18 protein-coding genes are annotated in these 18239 nt (G+C 74.7%); 13 read left to right on the top strand and 5 right to left on the bottom strand.

From position 1 onward, the window contains the following. Positions 1 to 10 precede the first annotated feature (10 nt). From FHX78_RS16585 to FHX78_RS16570, 4 genes are all read left to right on the top strand, one after another. On the top strand, positions 11 to 373 hold the full coding sequence (locus FHX78_RS16585; protein WP_145868234.1) for an effector-associated constant component EACC1: 363 nt from the start codon (positions 11 to 13) through the stop codon (positions 371 to 373). Between the two features lie 4 nt (positions 374 to 377). Beyond that, entirely contained in the window at positions 378 to 3005 is a 2628-nt protein-coding gene (locus FHX78_RS16580; protein ID WP_229923909.1) for a vWA domain-containing protein, read from the top strand. Beyond that, positions 3005 to 4378 (top strand): extracellular solute-binding protein, encoded by a 1374-nt coding sequence (locus FHX78_RS16575; protein WP_145868233.1) that lies wholly within the window; start codon positions 3005 to 3007, stop codon positions 4376 to 4378. The genes FHX78_RS16580 and FHX78_RS16575 overlap by 1 nt, the downstream gene beginning before the upstream one ends. A 224-nt stretch (positions 4379 to 4602) precedes the next feature. Continuing rightward, complete coding sequence (locus FHX78_RS16570; RefSeq protein WP_145868232.1) at positions 4603 to 5436, top strand: mechanosensitive ion channel family protein; 834 nt, start codon at positions 4603 to 4605, stop codon at positions 5434 to 5436. A gap of 96 nt (positions 5437 to 5532) precedes the next feature. On the opposite strand, the gene FHX78_RS16565 is transcribed toward FHX78_RS16570, so the two are convergent. Continuing rightward, on the bottom strand, positions 5533 to 5904 hold the full coding sequence (locus tag FHX78_RS16565) for a DUF6401 family natural product biosynthesis protein (RefSeq protein WP_229923908.1): 372 nt from the start codon (positions 5902 to 5904) through the stop codon (positions 5533 to 5535). A gap of 295 nt (positions 5905 to 6199) precedes the next feature. Further along, positions 6200 to 6364, bottom strand: coding sequence for a hypothetical protein (locus FHX78_RS36790; protein WP_167531777.1), 165 nt, complete (start codon positions 6362 to 6364; stop codon positions 6200 to 6202). A 97-nt stretch (positions 6365 to 6461) separates the two neighbouring features. Here FHX78_RS36790 and FHX78_RS16560 point away from each other — a divergent pair, with 97 nt between their 5' ends. Together FHX78_RS16560 and FHX78_RS16555 are read left to right on the top strand one after the other, a co-directional pair. Continuing rightward, the gene (locus tag FHX78_RS16560; RefSeq protein ID WP_145868231.1) at positions 6462 to 7805 is read left to right on the top strand and encodes a helix-turn-helix domain-containing protein; all 1344 of its coding nucleotides are present in this window, start codon (positions 6462 to 6464) and stop codon (positions 7803 to 7805) included. Between the two features lie 133 nt (positions 7806 to 7938). Further along, positions 7939 to 8214, top strand: a complete 276-nt coding sequence (locus tag FHX78_RS16555; RefSeq protein ID WP_145868230.1) for a ribosomal protein L7/L12 — start codon at positions 7939 to 7941, stop codon at positions 8212 to 8214. A gap of 88 nt (positions 8215 to 8302) precedes the next feature. Here the strand turns inward: FHX78_RS16555 and FHX78_RS16550 are convergent, their stop codons facing one another. Continuing rightward, entirely contained in the window at positions 8303 to 9112 is an 810-nt protein-coding gene (locus FHX78_RS16550) for a hypothetical protein (protein WP_145868229.1), read from the bottom strand. 243 nt (positions 9113 to 9355) lie between these two features. Here FHX78_RS16550 and thrS point away from each other — a divergent pair, with 243 nt between their 5' ends. From thrS to FHX78_RS16530, 4 genes are all read left to right on the top strand, one after another. Beyond that, positions 9356 to 10633 carry a threonine--tRNA ligase gene (gene thrS / locus FHX78_RS16545; protein ID WP_308439671.1) on the top strand — a complete coding sequence of 426 codons (1278 nt, stop codon included), beginning with the start codon at positions 9356 to 9358 and terminating at the stop codon, positions 10631 to 10633. Between the two features lie 38 nt (positions 10634 to 10671). Continuing rightward, entirely contained in the window at positions 10672 to 11655 is a 984-nt protein-coding gene (locus FHX78_RS16540) for a nucleoside hydrolase (protein WP_145868227.1), read from the top strand. A gap of 178 nt (positions 11656 to 11833) precedes the next feature. Further along, the gene (locus FHX78_RS16535) at positions 11834 to 13537 is read left to right on the top strand and encodes a glycoside hydrolase family 13 protein (protein WP_145868226.1); all 1704 of its coding nucleotides are present in this window, start codon (positions 11834 to 11836) and stop codon (positions 13535 to 13537) included. 187 nt (positions 13538 to 13724) lie between these two features. Then, entirely contained in the window at positions 13725 to 14492 is a 768-nt protein-coding gene (locus FHX78_RS16530) for an Ig-like domain-containing protein (RefSeq protein WP_145868225.1), read from the top strand. Positions 14493 to 14523: 31 nt separating this feature from the next. Here the strand turns inward: FHX78_RS16530 and FHX78_RS16525 are convergent, their stop codons facing one another. Both FHX78_RS16525 and FHX78_RS16520 read right to left on the bottom strand, forming a co-directional pair. Further along, a complete protein-coding gene (locus tag FHX78_RS16525; protein ID WP_145868224.1) occupies positions 14524 to 14895 on the bottom strand; it encodes a DUF6479 family protein in 372 nt (123 codons plus the stop codon). Positions 14896 to 15174: 279 nt separating this feature from the next. Further along, positions 15175 to 16371: a cytochrome P450 family protein gene (locus FHX78_RS16520; RefSeq protein ID WP_145868223.1), complete on the bottom strand. Its 1197-nt coding sequence runs from the start codon at positions 16369 to 16371 to the stop codon at positions 15175 to 15177. Positions 16372 to 16476: 105 nt separating this feature from the next. Here FHX78_RS16520 and FHX78_RS16515 point away from each other — a divergent pair, with 105 nt between their 5' ends. The 3 genes from FHX78_RS16515 to FHX78_RS16505 all read left to right on the top strand — a co-directional run bounded on the left by FHX78_RS16515 (position 16477) and on the right by FHX78_RS16505 (position 18206). Then, positions 16477 to 17205 carry a TetR/AcrR family transcriptional regulator gene (locus FHX78_RS16515; protein ID WP_145868222.1) on the top strand — a complete coding sequence of 243 codons (729 nt, stop codon included), beginning with the start codon at positions 16477 to 16479 and terminating at the stop codon, positions 17203 to 17205. Positions 17206 to 17385: 180 nt separating this feature from the next. Further along, on the top strand, positions 17386 to 17763 hold the full coding sequence (locus FHX78_RS16510; protein ID WP_145868221.1) for a MerR family transcriptional regulator: 378 nt from the start codon (positions 17386 to 17388) through the stop codon (positions 17761 to 17763). A 239-nt stretch (positions 17764 to 18002) separates the two neighbouring features. Continuing rightward, a complete protein-coding gene (locus tag FHX78_RS16505; protein ID WP_004985680.1) occupies positions 18003 to 18206 on the top strand; it encodes a cold-shock protein in 204 nt (67 codons plus the stop codon). The last annotated feature ends 33 nt before the right edge of the window (positions 18207 to 18239 follow it).

The following is an 18239-nucleotide window of genomic DNA, read 5'->3' as shown; positions in this document are numbered from 1 at the left end:
GATGTGACGTATGGCTGAGGGGGACGGTGTGGCCAACCAAGGCATTCGGGTACGGCTGGACGGAACCGCGACCGAGAGCGACATCGGGGCGCTGCGCACCTGGCTGGAGCGGGAGAAACCGCTCGAGGAGCGGGTGCGCGCGGGCGAGTTGCGGATCCACGAGCGGCCCAGGACGGACGAGTCGGGCGCCCCGATGGGCGTCGGCATGGACATCGTGGTCGTCCTCGTCGGCGCGGGTGCGGGCGCGGTCGCCCAGGAGCTGCTGGACCAGGTCAAGCGGGCCGTGTCGGCATGGCGGGCCAACCGGCGCGACGTCCAGGACGGCGAACCGCCGGAGGGCGGAGTCGAACCGGTGGACCTCGACGACAGGTAGGCCGGTGATCCCTTTCGACCCGCGCGGGTTGGTGAACCGGGCGCTGCTGGTCGGCGTGTCCGAGTACGACCACACGGAGCCGCCGCACGGCGTGCCGGGCGACCTTCCGGCGGTCAAGCACAACCTGAACCGCATGCGCGAAGTGCTCACGGGCGGGCAGGTGTTCGGCGAGCAGGACGTCAAGGTGCTGCCGTCGCCGTACCTGGCCGACTTCGGGCAGGTGCTGCAACGGTCGGCCAGGCAGGCCGAGGGGCTGCTGCTGGTCTACTTCGCGGGGCACGGCGCCATCCCCAGCGGGGCCGACGAGCTGTACCTGCAGATGCGCGACGCCCGGGTGATCGCCGGCCGGCACACGGTGTTCCACGGCGCGGAGAAGATCGGCGACCTGCTGGCGACGGTGCTGGCCACCAGCGCGGCGCGGCGCATCGTGGTCGTCCTGGACTGCTGCTTCGCGGGCAACGCGGCGCCGGTGCGGGAGCACTTCGACGACAAGCGGCGCGTGCTGCTGCTGATGAGCGTGCAGGCCAACCACCGTATCGACGCGGGGGACGCGCGGACGCCGACGCCGTTCACCGCCGAACTGGCGGCGCTCCTCGACGAGGACCGGGACGCGACGCTGTCGGACCTCGCCGACCGGCTGGGGGAGCGGATGGCGGCGCTCGGTCTGCGGACCCTGCGCGACGACCCGTGGGAGCCGCAGCTCCGCACCGACCTCGGCGTCGACGTGCTGCTGCGGTCGGGGGCGGCCGGCCGCGGACGCCCGGTCCCGGCGCCGGTCCCCGTCCCCGGGCCGCACGATCCCCTCCCCGGACCGCCGGGCCCCGACCCGGTTCCCCGGCCCTGGTTACGGACGGTCCTGTCCGGGGCGTCGGCCCGCCTGCGCGGTGTGTGCGCCACCCTGATGGGGCTCGTCCGCTCCGTCCTCCCGCCGCGCCCGTCCTGGAGGACCGTGTTCCGCGTGGTGCTGCCGGCCGCGGTCGTCACCGGGCTCCTCGGCCTCGGTCTCTTCCGGCTCGGGCTGGTGGGCGGCGACGACACCGTCTGCGTCCCACCGCTGGAGCTGCGGGTGCTGACCGACCCGGACCTGGAGCCGACGGTCCGCGCCGCCGCCGACGCCTACCTCACCTCGGACCGGAACATCACCGACGACGGCTGCCGGCGCACCGGCGTCACCGTCTACAGCGCCGGCTCCTCCGACGTGGTCGGCGCGCTGCGCGGACAGTCCGGTGCCTGGCGGGAGCCCCCGGACGGGGACGTCAACCCGCAGCGGGACATCGGCCCGCAGCCGGACATCTGGATCCCCGCCTCCCGCGCCGACGTCGACCGGGTCGAGGACGGCCAGGACACCGACGCCGACGCCTCCCTGGAGGCGGACGAGGAACCCCTCGCCTACTCCCCCGTCGTGCTCGCCGTCCCGCAGAACATCGCCTCCGAGGCACTGGAGGAGCGCACCGGCCTCTCCCTGGACGAGATGATCGGCGACCTGACCGCGCGGGACGCGAACGCCACGGTGCGCCGCCCCGACCCGGAGTTCACGGACGTGGGACTGCTCGCCACGGTCGGCCTGTACGGCGAGGGCGGGCATGCCGTCGCCCGCGGGGAACGCCTGGTCGCCCAGCCGGGGTCGCCCTCCCCCACCGCCGCCGACCTGCTGTGCACGCTGCCCGACGACGACGCCGTCGACAACAGCACCGCCGCCCTGGTCCCCGAGTTCCTGCTGCGCAGCGGCGTCGGCTGCGACCCGACCACGCGCAGCCCGCGCCTCGCCCAGTACCCCGAGGACGTCCCCGGCGTGGAGCCGGTGTTCGTGCGGGTCCGCTGGCGGGGCGGCGACCGCGACGAAGCGGCCCGGGACGCGTCGGCCGAGGGGTTCCGCGCCTGGCTGACCGGTGAGCAGGAGGGCGGCCAGGTGTTCGCCCGGGACGGCTTCCGCTCCGCGGACGACCAGAAACTGCTGGACGACGAGCAGGTCGCCGAGGGCGTGCTGCGCGAGCCCGCACCGCTCGACGAGTCGGCCGGCCGGGACGCGATGGCGCGGGCGCTGGACGCGTACCAGGACGCGGGCGGCCCGGGCCGGGTGCTGTTCCTGCTGGACAGCTCCGGTTCGATGGCCGGGCTGTGGGAGGGGCCGAGCGGCGGCCCCGGGCTGCTGCGGCAGTCGCTCGGCGGACTGGGCGGGCGGGACGAGTACGGCGTGTGGACGGTGGCCGGCGACGACCCCGCCCACGCGACGCTGCTGCCCCTCGGCCCGCACGCACGGGCCGACGCCGAGCGGGCCGTCGGCACCGGCGCCCGGGTGCGGGACGCCGAGGCCGATCCGCACGCGGCCCTGCTCGCCGCGCTCGACGAGATGCGCGAACGCGGGGACGACCGGCCCCAGCTGATCGTGCACATCACCGACGGCGAGGACAACGACCGGCTGACCGGCGACCGCCTCGACGACGTGCTCGCCGCCGCGCGGACGTCCGGGGTGCCGGTGACCGTGGTGTCCCTGCAGAGCGGCGGCTGCGACCGGGACCGTCCGGACCGCCGGATCGCCGACGCGAGCGACGGCCGCTGCCTGGACGCCGACGACGACCTCGGCGCGGCCCTGCACGACGAGGTCGCCCGCACCGGAACGGGGGAGGGCTGATGGTCCGACGGCTCGCCGCACTGCTGGCACTGCTGCTGCTCGCCGCCTGCACCGGCGGCGGGAACGGCGACGGCGACGGGACACCGGCCGCGTCCGCCCCGGCCGACGTGCCCGGCGTCATCGTCGTCGCCAGCGGCCGGGACGTCACCGGCAAGAACGGCGTCCGCCAGCAGCTCATCGACGCCTGGAACCTGCGCGAGCAGCGGGCCGGCTCCCACTACCGCGCCCGGCTGGTGGAACTGCCGGGCAGCGCCGACGAGCAGCGCAGTCAGCTCCTCGGCGCCCTGCAGTCCCGCAGCGCCAAGTACGACGTGGTCAACCTGGACGTCACCTGGGTGCCGGAGTTCGCCTCCGCCGGGCTGATCGGCGCGCTCCCTGAGGACCTGGTCGACGGTGACGTCATCCCGTCCGTGGCCGAGACGGCCCGGTGGGACGGCAAGGTGTACGCGGCGCCGTTCAACAGTGACGTCGGCCTGCTGTACTACCGGCGCGACCACCTGGAGCGGGCGAACGTCGAACGGCCCGATCTGCGCCCCGGCCTCACCTGGAAGAAGCTGCGGAAACTCATCGACACCGTCGAGGGCCGTCCCGTCCCGGGCTACAGCCAGGGCTGGACCACCCAGCTCGCCGCCTACGAGGGCCGAACGGTCAACGCGGTGGAGGCGTTCGCGTCGGCGGTGGAGGACTTCGCGCTGGTCGACGAGGAGGGCCACTACACGGGGACGGTCGAGGAGCTGACCGAGGGGATCGCGGAGCTGCGCCGGCGCACCGAGACGGCGTACACCCTCCCGGACGCCGTCCACTCCGACGAGGCCGCCTCGCTGAGCGACTTCGCCGAGGGCCGTACGGCCTTCCTGCGGCACTGGCCGTACGTCTACCCCGCGCTGCACCGGACCTTCACGCGGGAGCAGCTGGGGGTGGTGCCGCTGCCGGGGCGGGCGGTGCTCGGCGGGCAGAACCTCGCGGTGACCCGGGAGTCGACGCGGCCGGGGAAGGCGGCGGAGCTGATCCGGTTCCTCACCGGCCGGCAGAGCGAGCGCTGTCTGCTGGACGCGGGGTTCGCGGCCACCCGCGTCTCGGCCTACGGCGACGGCGTGCGCTGCCCCGCGGCCGCCGGCGCGCCGTCCGCCTCCCCCACGGGGGAGGGCGCCGACCGGGTCCCGCGCGACGACGACGGCCGCCCGGCCTACGCCCGCACCATCCTGCTGCCGGCCCTGCGCGACGCGGTGCACCGGCCGCGGACCCCGCTGTACGGGGCGTTCACCCAGACGTTCACCGCGCAGCTCGGCCCGCTCCTGGGCGACGATCCGCCCGGGAACGAGGCGCTGGCCGCGCGGCTGGACGAGGCGCTGCGCCGGGCACTGCCCGACTGAGGCGGCAGCGGCTGCGGCTGCCGTTGAGGCGCCCGGGGCTGAGGCGACCGAGGCCGAGGCGCTCGCGGCTGGGGCGTCTGCGGCCCGTGCGCAAGGACCCGGGCGGCGCGCCGCCCGCTTGACGGGGGCGCGTCACCCGGTTGGCGGCGCTGCGGCGGCCGGTCCCCCTCCCCGCTGCTATCCACGAGGGAGAGGGAAGCCACCGACCGAAGGAGGGGCCGCTCATGGCCACCACGCTTTCCATCGACTTCACCGGGGGCCTCGACGACGCCTGGTCGAAGATCGCCACTTTCGTGCCGAAGCTGGTCGCATTCCTGGTCATCCTGGCCATCGGTTGGTTCATCTCCAAGATGATCGCGCGCGTCCTCGACCGTGTGCTGCGCAAGGTCGGCTCGGAACGCCTCTCGGAGCGGGCCGGGACGGAGCGGATGCTGGCCAACTCCAAGTACGACATGACCGGCATCGTCAGCAAGATCGTCTACTACGCGCTGCTGCTGGTCACCGTGCAGCTCGCCCTGGGCGTCTTCGGTCCCAACCCGGTCAGCGCGATGATCAACGGCATCGTCGCCTGGCTGCCGCGGGCCATCGTCGCCGTCGTCCTGGTGGTCGTCGCCATGGCCATCGCCAACGCGGTGCGCGGCATCGTCTCCAGCGCGCTGTCCTCGCGGTCGTACGGCAACACGGTGGCCCGGGTCCTGTGGGCGTGCATCGTCGTCCTCGGCGTCATCGCGGCGCTGGGACAGGCCGGCATCGCGACGGACATCACCCGGCCGCTGCTCTACGCGGCGCTGGCCACGGTCGCGGGCATCATGATCGTCGGTGTCGGCGGCGGCATGGTGCAGCCGATGCGGCAGCGGTGGGAGCGGGCCCTGTCGACCATGGAGGAGGAGCAGCAGCGGGCGAAGGCGGGAGCGGGGGCGAGCGCGTACCAGTCGGGCCGCGAGGACGCGATGCGCAACCAGCCGGCCCGCGAGCGCACGGACATGCCGGGCGGCCGGGACATGCGCGGCGGCCGGGACATGGGCGGTACGGACATGGGTGGCGGCCCCGGTATGTGATCTGATCCGGGCCCGCCCGATACGGACTCCGGTGGCCGGCGGCCCGTTCGCCGGTCACCGCTCCCCGACCACCGCTCCCGGACCACCGCTCCCGGACTACCGCTCCTGGCTCTCGCGGCCCTCGTGGTCGTCGAGACCGGCGGTGTCCTCGTCCGGGCCCGTGGTGTTCGTGTCGAGGAGGCCGTGCCGGTGGACCAGCCAGCTGATGGCGGTCAGTCGGCACACGGCGTAGTCGTGCCCGACGGGCTCGCGCCAGTCCAGCTCGGCGAGCGCGTCGAGAAAGCCGAGCGCGTAGTCGGTGAGGTCCTCGTGCGGCGGGGGCGGGGGCACGAGCGCGGGGCCGCCGGCCGACAGCCGGTCCCTGATCTCGGCCACGTGCTGGTCGACGGCAGCCGTGAACGCGGGCTCGAACGCGAACTCCGCGAAGCGGGGCGCGAACGCGCTGCTGATCTCGGCCAGAGGGGACATGCGTCCCACCGTAAGCGGGGCCGAGGGGGCCGAGGAGCCACGAAAGCGATGATTTGCGTCACCCGGGGGGACGCGGGAGCGGCGGGTGTGGGGCGGGGGCGGTCAGGGGGAGGCGGGCGTCGGCACCGGTCGACGGGGGCGCCTTGAGGCGGTCACCGGGGGAGGCGTCGGGGGCCGGGCAGCGGGGAGTCAGACACCGGGCGGCAGGGGAACGGGGCACCGGGACGTCGTCGGCCGGTCACCGAGGGCACCAAGGTGCCCGGGTCCGGGCGCCGGAGTGCGCCGGGTGGCGGACTCACCGTACCGCCGCCTCCGCCGGTGCCGTGGGCTGGTGGTCGGGCTCGGGGTGGGAGGCTCTGGCCGGGCCCGCGTTGGCCGCCAGGACCAGTGCCGCGACCGCGGCGACGGCCGCGGCGAAGCCTCGGGCGTAACGCTCGGTGGTGCGTGTGCGTTCCAGCACGGCGACCTCGCAACAGCGATGGGTTAAGCACGTTTAATTCGCGGTTTAACCTAGGGGCTGTCGGTCGCGAACGGCAAGGGGCGCTGGGGGAGTTGGCATGGGGGAGCGGGACGAGCCGGGGACCATCGGACGCCGGGTGCAGCAGTTGCGCGTGGAGCGCGGGCTGACCCAGAAACAGCTGGCCGAGCCGGTGTACACGCCCGCGTACATCTCCACCCTGGAGGCCGGACGGGTGCGCCCCTCCGACGAGGCGTTACGGCATCTCGCCGACCGCCTCGGAGTCGCGTTCGACGAACTGGCCACCGGACGCCCGGCCCGCCTCGTGACCGAGCTGCACCTGCGGCTGACCGGGGCGCAGCGCACCCTCGCCGTCGGTGAGGCGGAGGCGGCGGTGGAGCAGTACACCGGGCTGCTGGCCGAGGCGGAGGCGCACGGCCTGCCCGAGGAGCAGGCCGCCGCGCTGCTCGGGCTCGGGGAGTGCGCGCTGGAGACCGGCGAGCTGGTCGAGGGCCGCCAGTACTTCGAGCGGGCCGAGGCCCGGCTCGCCGAGGCCCCGCTGCCCGCCCGGGTGCCGGCGCTGCGCGGCCGGGCGGTCGCGCACTACCTCGCCGGGGAGCTGCGGTACGCGGTCTACCTGCTGGAATCCACGATCGACGAGCTGAACCGCGGCGGGCTGCACGACCCGGACGCGCTGCTGCTGCTCTACGCCAGCGCGATCGGGCCGTACATGGACATGGGCGCCCATGCGCGGGCCGCGCAGGCGGCCGAGGTGGCGCTGGCGCTCGCGCCGCAGTCCGGTGATCCCGCGCTGGTGGCGCGCATGCACCGGTCGGTGGCGCGCACCCTGCTCGCCGAGGGCCGCCTCGCCGAGGCGGACGCCTCGCTGGCCAAGGCGGCGGAGCTGTACCGCGGACTGCAACTGCGCACCGAACTGGCCAACTGCCACTGGATGCGCGGCTACGTCTACGCGCAGAACGGCCGGCTCGAGAGCGCGGAGCGGGAGCTGCGCGAGGCGCTGGAGATGCTGTCGGCCAAGCGGGCGTCCCTCTACAGCAGTCAGGTCACCGTCGAGCTGGCCGACGTCCTGCACCGGCGCGGCAGTTCCCAGGAGGCCGCCGACCTGCTGCGGGACGTGCTCGGCGGGCTCTCCCCCGAGCGGGGCGCGGTGCACGCGGCGGCCGCGCACCGGCTGCTCGGCATCATCGCCGAGGACGCCCGCCGGACCGAGCAGGCCGAGGAGCACTACGTCCGCGCGATGAGCCTGCTGGAACGCGCGGGCGCCGCCGGTGACCTGGCCGACCTGTGCCGCCTCCTCGGCGACCTGCTGCGCCGCACCGGCCGCGTCGAGGCGGCCCTGGACGCCTACCGCACGGGCCTGGGCCACCGCACCGCCCCGGGCACGACGACCCTGGGCCCGGCACCCGCACAGCCCCCGCTCTGACGCACCGCCCGGCAGCCCACGCCACAGCACCGCCCGGCAGCCCACAGCACCGCACCGCCCGGCAGCCCACGGCACCGCACCGCACGGCACCCGGCGGCGCCAACCAGCCTCCCGTTCCCTACCCTTGGCGCCCATGGACACAGCCGTACTCTTCCTCACCTGCGTCGTGATCCTCGGTGTCGCCGCCCTCCAGACCCGCCTGACCCGGGCCGAGCGCCGTGCCGCCCGCGCCGAGCGCAAGCTCGACCTGGTGCTGGGTCACCTGGGCCTGCGCGAGGAGGTGCCGCGGGCGGACGAGATCGCCGCCCTGGTCCGGCAGGGCAGGAAGGTGCAGGCGATCAAGGTCTACCGGGAGGCCACCGGCGCGGACCTGGTCGAGGCCAAGGAGGCCGTGGACCGCATGAGCTGACGGGAGCCGGCGCGACGCCGGCTCCCGTCGTCGGCCCGGCCCGCCGGACCCGTACCCGTCGGACCCGTACCCGTCGGACCCGTACCCGTCAGACCCGTACCCGCCCCTGGCGTGCGACCTCCGCCAGGCGGTCCGCGCCGAGCTGGGACACCGCCTGGGTGACCTCGGGCAGGACCGCGCCGAAGCCGCCGTTGGTCAGGGTGATGGTGTCCTCGCCGACGCGGACGGCGGCGACGTCCACGGTGAGGTACGTCGGCATCCCGTCGGACGCCTCCCCGGTCATGGTGAGCCGCAGGGCCGCCCGCGCGTCACCGGCCTCCGGCAGCGGCAGCTCCGTCACCTCGACGAGCTGGGCGCCGGCCCGGGTGGTCGTGGCCCTGAACTCCCCGCAGCGCTCCGGCAGTCCGCTCAGCCATGCCAGCACGCGGTCCACGTCGGCGGACGGGTACGCGGCGACCTGGTAGCGCAGCTGCGTGTCGTTGTAGGCGTCGTCCAGGGTGGCCGTGGCGCGGGGGCCGGCCGGTGTGCCGAACAGCTCCTCCGTGTAGAGGGCGTCGAGCAGCCGCCGGCAGTCGGCGTCCTCCGTCTCCGCCTTGAGCATCCCGTCCCGCCAGGTCGCCGCGCCGCGGCTCGCCATCCACGGCTCGCCCAGGTCCGCCTCCGTGATCAACGCCGCCCTCATCTGCGCCTCGTTCAGCGCGGGCGGGGCCGCCGGTGACGGCTGCTCCGAGGCGGCGGCGGACGCGGACGCGGACGCGGACGGGGGATCGGACACGCCCGCGGGCAGCGCGCGGGGCACCTCCCGGTCCCCGAGGGAACAGCCCGCCGCGGCCAGCAGGGCGCCCACCGACAGCGCGGAGGCGAAGAGGGCGCGGGTGGCGGCCAGGGCATGGGTCATCGGGGTGCCTCCTGGGGAACCGGGCCGTCCACGGGCGGACGTGCTCCTACGGCACCACCGGGCCGACCGCCCCACCAGCGCGGCGGGCCGTCCGGGTGAGCCGCCCGCGCGGGAAACCGGCTCGCGCGCCCGGCCGCCCCCTGTTACGGTCGCCGGCATGCAGCGTGCCGACCTGTCGCTCACGACGACGCCGGAGAGTGTCCCGGCGCGCTGACAGCTGACCACCGCGAAGCCCCGGGGCGAGTGCCCCGGGGCTTCGTCGCACGGTGCCGCTCGCCTCACGACCACGAGGAGACCGCCGTGCACGACCACCGACGTCTCGGCCGCGAGCTGGGCCTGTTCGACACCGATCCGCTGATGGGCGCGGGACTGCCGTACTGGCTCCCCGACGGCGCCCTCGTCCGGCACACCCTGGAGGAGTACGTCCGCGAGGCGGAGCGCGCGGCCGGCTACCGGCACGTGTACTCGCCCGTGCTCGGCAAACGCGAGCTGTACGAGATCTCCGGGCACTGGGACCACTACGGCGACGACATGTTCCCGCCCATGGAACTCGGCGCGGAGCAGGTCCTGCTGCGCCCCAGCCTCTGCCCCCACCACGCCCTCATCTACCGCTCCCGCTCCCGCAGTTACCGCGAACTGCCGTACCGCATGGCCGAGTTGGGCGGCATGTACCGCGCCGAGCTGTCGGGTGTCCTCGGCGGGCTCACCCGCGTACGGGCCATCCAGCTCAACGACGCGCACATCTTCTGCACCCTGGACCAGGCCGTCGAGGAGGCCCGTGCCGCGCTCGCCCTCATCGCCCGCGCCTACGCCGACCTGGGCATCCGCGCCGCCCGCCACCGGCTGTCCCTGCCGGGCGGCGGCGGCAAGTACGTCGCCGACCCGGCCCTGTGGGGACGGGCCACCGCGCTCCTGCGCGAGGTGCTGGACTCCTCCGGCATCCCGTACGAGGCCGCCGAGGGCGAGGCCGCCTTCTACGGCCCGAAGATCGACGTGCAGATCACCGACCCTGCGGGCCGCGAGTCCACCCTCTCCACCGTGCAGATCGACTTCCACCAGCCGGAACGCTTCGACCTGCGCTACATCGGCCCCGACGGCGCCAGGCACCGCCCCGTCATGGTGCACCGCAGCGTCATCGGCAGCGTCGAACGGGCGGTCGCGCACCTGCTGGAACAGCACGGCGGCGCCCTCCCGGTGTGGCTGGCCCCGGTGCAGCTGGTGGTGCTGCCGGTGGGCGAGGAGCAGGAGGAACGGGCGTACGAGGTCGTCCGCCGGGCCGGTGCGCTCGGACTGCGGGCGGAGATGGCCGGGACCGGCGAGGGCAGTCTGGGGGCGCGGATCCGCCGGGCGCGGCTGGTGCCGTACCAGGCGGTGCTCGGGGCGCGGGAGGCCGCGGACGGGCTGCTCGCGCTGCGGCTCAGGGACGGGCGGCGGCCCGGCGCCCTGCCCGTGGCGGAGGTGCTGCGCCGGGTCGCCGACCGCTCGGCCCGGCGCGGCACCGCGCTCTGGGACCCCGCGTAGGGTCGACGGGCCGCAGCCGCTCGAAAGGAGCCTCCGACGTGACACACGGACAGCCCACCCCGGTGATCATCGACTGCGACACCGGTGTCGACGACGCCCTGGCCCTGCTGTTCGCCGTACGCCACCCGGGGATCGACCTGCGCGCGGTGACCTGCGTGGCCGGGAACACCGACGTGGACGGCGTCGTCCGCAACACGCTGACCGTGCTGGAGCAGGCGGGCGCCCCGGACGTCCCGGTGGCGCGGGGCGCCGAGCGCCCGCTGATCGAGGCACCGCGCTCCGCGCGCCACGTCCACGGCCACGACGGCATGGGCGACCTCGGCCTGCCCGCCCCGCGCCGCACCCCGGTGGACGTGGACGCGGTGACCCTGCTGCGGCGCGAGATCCTCGCCTCCCCGCGCCCGGTCACCCTGGTGCCCACCGCCCCGCTGACCAACATCGCGCTGCTGCTGCGCACCCACCCCGAGGTCACCCGCAACATCGAGCGGATCGTGTTCATGGGCGGCGCGGCGGGCGCGGGCAACGCCACACCGGTCGCCGAGTTCAACGTCTGGCACGACCCCGAGGCCGCCGCGATCCTGCTCACGGCCGGGGTGCCGATCACCATGTACGGCCTGGACGTGTTCACCCGGGTCGTCGTCCCGGGGGCGGAGGTCCGGCGGCTGCGCGCGAGCGCCGAACCGGGCACCCGGCTGGCCGGTGAGCTGCTCGCGCACCGCCCCGCCACCCCGGGCAGCCGCCCCGACGACCCCGCCGAGGACGCCGGCGGGCTCGGCGACGCGGGCGCGCTCTGCGCGGTCGCCGACCCGGAGGGGCTGACCACCCACCGGCTCCCCGTCGAGGTCTCCCTGGCCCCGGGACCGACCCGCGGCCAGACCGTCGTCGACCGCCGCCCGCGCGTCGGCGAGTCCGAGATCCACGGCGGCACGCGCGAGCAGCCCCTGGTGGACGTCGGCCTGGACGTGGACGTGGAGCGCTACGTGGAGCTGTACCTGGCGACGGTCGAGCGGGCCGGGGCGTAGCCGGCCGCCGGGTGCTCTCCCGGCGGCCGTCCGGCACATCGGGACGAATGGTGGGATGCGGGACGAATGGTGGGGTGCGCCACACCCGTGGGAATGGCTCCTGCTGCCCGGGTGTTCGCTTTTACGGTGATGTGGACAGATTTACTTCTGTCGCCCGCACGCACCCAGAGGAGACCGCGTGACCGATCGCACCGCCACGCCCGGCCCCCGGCCCCCGCACCCCGCCCCCGACGCCACGCCCGACCTCTCCTCCAAGAACCCCGACTGGTGGCGGCAGGCCGTCGTCTACCAGGTCTACCCCCGCAGCTTCGCCGACGCCGACGGCGACGGGCTCGGTGACCTCCGCGGCATCACCCGGCGCCTCACCCACCTCGCCGCCCTGGGCGTCGACGCCCTGTGGCTGAGCCCCTTCTACCCCTCCGAGCTGGCCGACGGCGGCTACGACGTCGCCGACCCGCGCGACGTCGACCCGCGCCTGGGCACCCTCGACGACTTCGACGCCCTGGTCCGCGAAGCCCACCGGCTCGGTCTGAAGGTGATCGTCGACATCGTCCCCAACCACACCTCCCACCAGCACGTCTGGTTCCAGGAGGCGCTGCGCGCCGGACCCGGCTCCCCGGCCCGCGACCGCTACGTCTTCCGCGACGGCCGCGGCCCCGGCGGCGAGCTGCCGCCCACCGACTGGCAGTCCGTGTTCGGCGGCAGCGCCTGGCAGCGGGTGCCGGACGGGCAGTGGTACCTGCACCTGTTCGCCGCCGAGCAGCCCGACCTCAACTGGGGCCACCAGGACGTCCGCGACGACTTCCGCACCACCCTGCGCTTCTGGTCCGACCGGGGCGTGGACGGCTTCCGCGTCGACGTCGCGCACGCCCTCACCAAGGACCTCGCCGACCCGCTGCGCGACCTCGGCGCGCCCGAGCTGAGCGGCGAGGCCGCCCTCACCGAGTTCGAGCCCGGCACGCACCCGTTCTACGACCGCGACGAGGTGCACGAGATCTACCGCGACTGGCGCAAGATCCTCGACGCCTACTCCCCGCCCCGGATGGCGGTCGCCGAGGCGTGGGTCCCGGGTGCCCGGCGCGCCCTGTACGCCCGCCCGGACGAGCTGGGGCAGGCGTTCAACTTCGAGTACCTCCAGACCCCGTGGGACGCGGGGGAGCTGCGCCAGGTGATCACCGACTCGCTGACGACGGCGCACGCCGCGGGTGCCTCGGCGACCTGGGTGCTCTCCAACCACGACGTGGTGCGGCACGCCTCCCGGCTGATGCTGCCGCCGGACACGGACGAGAACGCCTGGCTGCTGTCCGGCGGACACGCCCCCGCCGTCGACCCGGACGCCGGACTGCGCCGGGCGCGCGCCGCCACCCTGCTGATGCTGGCGCTCCCCGGTTCGGCGTACGTCTACCAGGGCGAGGAACTCGGTCTGCCCGAGGTCGCCGACCTGCCGACCGAGGTCCTCCAGGACCCGATCTGGGAGCAGACGGGCCGTGTCCGCAAGGGCCGCGACGGATGCCGGGTCCCGCTGCCGTGGACGGCCACCGGACCGTCGTACGGCTTCGGGGCGGCCGGCGCCTGGCTGCCGCAGCCGCCCGCTTTCGCCGCGTACGCCGTCGAGGCGCAGGACGGGGTCGAGGGCTCGACCCTGGAGCTGTACCGCACGGCCCTGCGGCTGCGCCGCAAGCTGCTGGACGGCGAGTCCCTGACGTGGGCGGACGAGACCCCGCCCGGGGTGCTCCAGTTCGACCGCGGGGACGGCTGGCGCTGCGTGACCAACCTGTCCCCCGACCCGGTCTCCCTCCCGGCGGGCGAGGTCCTGCTGACCAGCGCCCCCCTGGAGGACGGCCGGCTCGGCCCGGACACGACGGCCTGGCTCGGCCGCTGAACCGCACCCCGCGTCCCCGGCCGGCCCACGCGGGCCGGCCGGGGGCGGGGTGTGACCGACGCGGCACCGCGAAGGCACCTCACGAGCGCCACCCGTACGGCCGTCCAGCGCGGGCGGCCCGTGCGTGTCCGCCGCCACAATCGGTGCCAGGGGTGTCCGTGCCGGACGTGCGAGGAGCCCGCCGACGATGAACAGATCCAGCAGGACAGCGGCCGCCGTCGCGCTGGCCGCGACAGGCATCCTCGCGGGCGCGTGGCCGGCCGCCGCTTCCCCGGCCGCCGCCGACGACCCGCCCCGGGTCGCCCGGGTCCTGTGGGGCGAGGTGACGATCCCGCCCGGCCGGCAGGGCGTCGTCGAGGCGGCGGGCTTCGACGGGGCGGCCTTCGGCGCCGGCTCCACCCTGACCCTCACCGCCCCCGCCGGGACCCGGGTGACCGGCGTCCCCCTCGGCACCCCCGGCTACCGGGGCGCCGTGGGCGCCGACGGCCGTACCGCCACGTACACGGCGACCCCCTCGGTGGAACGGCCCTGGCGGCAAGGGCGCTTTCCCTTCGTACTGGCGATGTCCGCCGACGCGGTGCCCGGAACCCGGCTGAGCGGCTGCGCCCTGAGCCTCGCCGACGCGCACGGCGCGGTGCGGGCGGCCGGCGGCTGCCAGGTGACCGTGGGGCTGGCCTCGCCGACTCTGACCAGCCCGGAGTCCGGCGTACCGCTGGACGCACGGCCGACGATCGCCGGTACGGCCCACCCGGGCGCCCAGATCACCGTCTCCGGCCAGGACGGCGGCGAGGTGTGCACCGACACCGCCGGACCCGACGGCCACTGGACCTGCACCCCCGGGCCCGCCCTGCCCGCAGGCCCCGGCAGCCTCCAGGCCACCGCCACCCTGAACGGGGTGAGCGCCGCGAGCGAGCAGATCCAGATCACGGTGGGGGACGCCGCCCCGGGCCGGTGACCCGGGGCGGCGTCCGCACGGTCACGTCACGTCACACGTGTCCCGGGCCCCCGCTGCCGAAGGCGCCGCTGGAGCCGGGCAGCCAGCGCCTGCGCTTCTGGTCCTTGCCCGTCCTGGTCGCGGCGTGATGGAGCTCGTAGGGCATCATCCGGGACCCGGTCTTCGACATGTCCGGCATCTCGTCCGGTTCCCGCATCTCCCGCAGCTCGTGCACCGCGCCACCGTCCGGCAGTCTCGGCTGCTCCTCGGCCTTCGGACGGGGTTCCTCCTGGTCCATGTACCGCATGCCGACGCGTACGGCCCAGATCAGCGCGCCGGACACGACCAGTCCGCCGATGAACGCCGCGAACACGTTCCACACGTGCTGGCTCGCGGCCAGTACTTCATACGCTGCCATGCTCATGCTTCCGATTATGGACGAGGAAATGCGATAAAGCGCCCGGAATGTCCCGTCGGTTTTCCCCGGGCCACCCCTGCTCCTCTCTCCGCTCCCCGCTCGTTCGGCCCGTTCCGGCGGGCGGCCGGGGTGCCCCCGTGGCAGATTGCGGCCAGAGGGAAGGCCGGGACGGGCCGTCGCGTCCCCACGTGTGCAGCTCGGGGCCCGGCCCCGGCCTTCCCGACTCGCGCGTCGTCCGCCCGGTGACGGTGAGCGCCGTGCCCGTCGCGAGCAAGCAGGCGCAGGTCAGCCGAGGTGCACCGGCAGTGCGGTCAGGCCCCGCAGCAGGGTGCCGGTCCGCCAGGTGAGGGCCGCCGGGTCGGCGGCGAGCGCGAGGGCGGGGTGGTGTTCCAAGAGGAGGCGGAGGGCGAGGGCGGCTTCCGTGCGGGCCAGCGGGGCGCCGAGGCAGTGGTGGACGCCGTGCCCGAAGGCCAGGTGGCCCTGGGGCCGGCGGGTGATGTCGAAGCGGTCCGGGTCCGGGAAGGCGAGCGGGTCACGGGAGGCCGCGGCCAGGGAGACGAGCACCGCGTCACCGGCGGCCACCCGGGTGCCGGCCAGTTCCAGCGGCTCGGCCGCGAAGCGGAACGCGCCCGCGTGGACGGGGGAGTTGAAGCGCAGGGACTCCTCGATCGCGGCACCGGTCAGGGCGGGGTCGGCGCGCAGCAGGGCGAGCTGGTCCGGGTGCGTCAGCAGGCTGTGCACGGTCGCGGAGATCAGGTCGACCGTCGTCTCGTGACCGGCCACGAGGAGCAGGAAGGCCATGCCGAGGAGTTCCTCGCGGCTCAGGCCGTCCCCGGAGCCCGGGTGACCGGCGGTCGTGGCCAGGGCCGCGAGCAGGGAGCCGTCCGGCGTGCGGGTCTTCTCGGCGATCAGGTCGGTGAGGTAGCCGGTCAGTGCGGCGCTCGAAGCGGCGGCGGCCTCCTCTCCCGTGGGCAGGACCAGCTCGTTCGACCAGGTGTGGAAGGCCGCGCGGTCCGCCACGGGCACCCCGAGGAGATCGCAGATCACCGTGACCGGGAGCGGCAGGGCGTAACCGCTCACCAGGTCGGCGGTGCCCGGCCGGGGCAGTCGCGCCAGCAGCTCGCGCGCCACCCGCTCGATGCCCGGCCGCAGCCCCGCGACGCGGCCCGGTGTGAAGTGGCCCGCCACCAGCCGTCGCAGCCGGGTGTGGTGGGGCGGGTCGCTCTGCAGCATGTTGCGCCCGACGGCATGGCCGCCGTCGGTCTCCCAGCTCGCGGAGTGCCGGATGTCGTTGCGCAGCCGGGGGTCGGTCAGCGCGGCCCGCACCGCCTCGTGGGTCAGCACCAGCCAGGCGTCCCCGCTGCCCGGGACGTGGACCCGGTGCACCGGCCCCCTGGCCCGCAGGGCCGCGTGCACGGCGTACGGACCGGCCGCCGCGTCGTGGCCCGCAGGGGCCAGCTCGTCCAGGGTGGGTGCTCGCACGACACCGTCCTCTCTCCGCGACGGAAACGGGGACCACTCCCCACTTCTTTGGCCGACGATAGCATCGCACCGGGGAGTGCTCCCCGCTTCGTACGGAGGAAGACGATGACCGTCGGTGAAGGACCCCCCGCCCCCGCCCCCCGGCAGCGGCGTGACGCCCGGCGCAACCGGGACCGGCTGGTGGAGGCGGCGCACGCGGTCTTCACCGAGCAGGGCCTCGACGCCCCCCTGGACGTGATCGCGCGCCGGGCCGGCGTCGGCAACGCGACGCTCTACCGGCACTTCCCCACGAGGGCCGCCCTCGTCGACGCGGTCTTCCGCGACCAGCTGACCGGCACCATGGCCGCCGGCGAGCGCGCCCGGACCGCCCCGGACGCCTGGACGGGGCTGAACGACTACCTCCGCGCCGTCTTCGGCACCCTGGCCGCCGACCGCGGCACCAACGACCTCATGACCACCCGCCTGCCGGACGTCGAGGCCCTCCGAGCCGTGCACGCCCACAACCGCCGCACGGTCGAACTCCTGCTGGAACGCGCCCGTGCGGAGGGCACCGTGCGCCCCGACGTCACCACCGAGGACGTGTTGTTCGCCCTCGCCGCCCTCGGCCGTGCCGTCCCGCCCCTCACCACGGCCACCGCCCCCGACGCCTGGCGCCGGCCCCTCGCCCTCTTCCTCGACGGCCTCCGCGCCACCCCGGCCACCCCACCGCACCCCCTCCCCGGCAGCCCCCTCACCGAGGACGCACTCGGTGCCGTGCTCGCCGAGATGGGTCCGCACCGGGCCCGGCCGGCCGAGGACACGCGGACGAAGGACGGGGCGCCGCAGGCGCCGTAGGCGTCGTTCCCGGCGCAGGGCTCCTGGTGCGGAGGGCGACCGGCCCGCGGGGCGAGTGGACTCGGGGGACTGCATCTGTCGCCGCCGCGACAGATTTTCCGTCGAGGCGACTAGAGTTCCTCTGCGGGGAATCCGTCCCCGTGGCGGACCGTGCCCGTTGTGGTCCGCGGAAAGGTGCGTATGCCCTCGGAAAGTCAGCCGTACGACGACGGCCGGCAGCCGGACCAGGACCGGCTCCCCGTCGCGGACCGGCTCGACGACGACCATTTCCCGGCCTACACCATGGGCAGGGCCGCGGAACTGGTCGGAGCCACACCCGCATTCCTCCGTGCGCTCGGCGAGGCACTGCTGATCACGCCGACGCGGTCGGACGGCGGTCACCGCCGCTACTCGCGCCACCAGCTCAGACTGGCCGCGCGCGCCCGTGAGCTGGTCGACCAGGGGACTCCGGTCGACGCCGCGTGCCGGATCATCAGCCTCGAGGAGCAGTTGGAAGGGGCCGAGCGGGCCAACGAGGAGCTGCGGCAGGGCGCGGACACGGTCCACGGTCACCGCTGAAAACCTGCCGTCGCCGCGACAGAAATTCCTCCATCACTGCCAAAATAACATTCCCTAAACCTGCCGCCGGAGTTTTCTCCGGTGATTTTCCTCGCTTGCCGCTGATGCCTTCCGTGCTAGGCTGACGTCAGTTGCAGTTGTGGTTGCCAGTTTGCTACCGGTTCTCCGGGCAGGTGATCATCGCGACGATGAAGGGATTCGTAAAGTGCGAGTCCCAGCACTGTCTCAGGAGATTTGATATGGCCACCGGTACCGTGAAGTGGTTCAACTCGGAAAAGGGCTTCGGCTTCATCGAGCAGGACGGCGGCGGCGCTGACGTCTTCGCCCACTACTCGAACATCGCCACCTCGGGCTTCCGCGAGCTCCAGGAAGGCCAGAAGGTGACCTTCGACGTCACCCAGGGCCAGAAGGGCCCGCAGGCGGAGAACATCGTTCCCGCCTGACCTGCACGCAGGGTTTGAGAGCAGGGGCTCGCA

The organism is Streptomyces capillispiralis (assembly GCF_007829875.1).
In the GTDB taxonomy this organism is placed as follows: domain Bacteria; phylum Actinomycetota; class Actinomycetes; order Streptomycetales; family Streptomycetaceae; genus Streptomyces; species Streptomyces capillispiralis.
This window is presented reverse-complemented; position numbering and strand designations above follow the sequence as displayed.

Bases quoted from the DNA above. Each gene is read 5' to 3' on its own strand.
- FHX78_RS16515 (WP_145868222.1), top strand. From the start codon at position 16,477: ATGACCGTCGGTGAAGGACCCCCCGCCCCCGCCCCCCGGCAGCGGCGT.
- FHX78_RS16570 (WP_145868232.1), top strand. From the start codon at position 4,603: ATGGCCACCACGCTTTCCATCGACTTCACCGGGGGCCTCGACGACGCC.
- FHX78_RS16565 (WP_229923908.1), bottom strand. From the start codon at position 5,904: ATGTCCCCTCTGGCCGAGATCAGCAGCGCGTTCGCGCCCCGCTTCGCG.
- FHX78_RS16525 (WP_145868224.1), bottom strand. From the start codon at position 14,895: ATGAGCATGGCAGCGTATGAAGTACTGGCCGCGAGCCAGCACGTGTGG.
- FHX78_RS16585 (WP_145868234.1), top strand. From the start codon at position 11: ATGGCTGAGGGGGACGGTGTGGCCAACCAAGGCATTCGGGTACGGCTG.
- FHX78_RS16505 (WP_004985680.1), top strand. From the start codon at position 18,003: ATGGCCACCGGTACCGTGAAGTGGTTCAACTCGGAAAAGGGCTTCGGC.
- FHX78_RS16550 (WP_145868229.1), bottom strand. From the start codon at position 9,112: ATGACCCATGCCCTGGCCGCCACCCGCGCCCTCTTCGCCTCCGCGCTG.
- FHX78_RS16530 (WP_145868225.1), top strand. From the start codon at position 13,725: ATGAACAGATCCAGCAGGACAGCGGCCGCCGTCGCGCTGGCCGCGACA.
- FHX78_RS16510 (WP_145868221.1), top strand. From the start codon at position 17,386: ATGCCCTCGGAAAGTCAGCCGTACGACGACGGCCGGCAGCCGGACCAG.
- FHX78_RS16575 (WP_145868233.1), top strand. From the start codon at position 3,005: ATGGTCCGACGGCTCGCCGCACTGCTGGCACTGCTGCTGCTCGCCGCC.
- FHX78_RS16560 (WP_145868231.1), top strand. From the start codon at position 6,462: ATGGGGGAGCGGGACGAGCCGGGGACCATCGGACGCCGGGTGCAGCAG.
- FHX78_RS16555 (WP_145868230.1), top strand. From the start codon at position 7,939: ATGGACACAGCCGTACTCTTCCTCACCTGCGTCGTGATCCTCGGTGTC.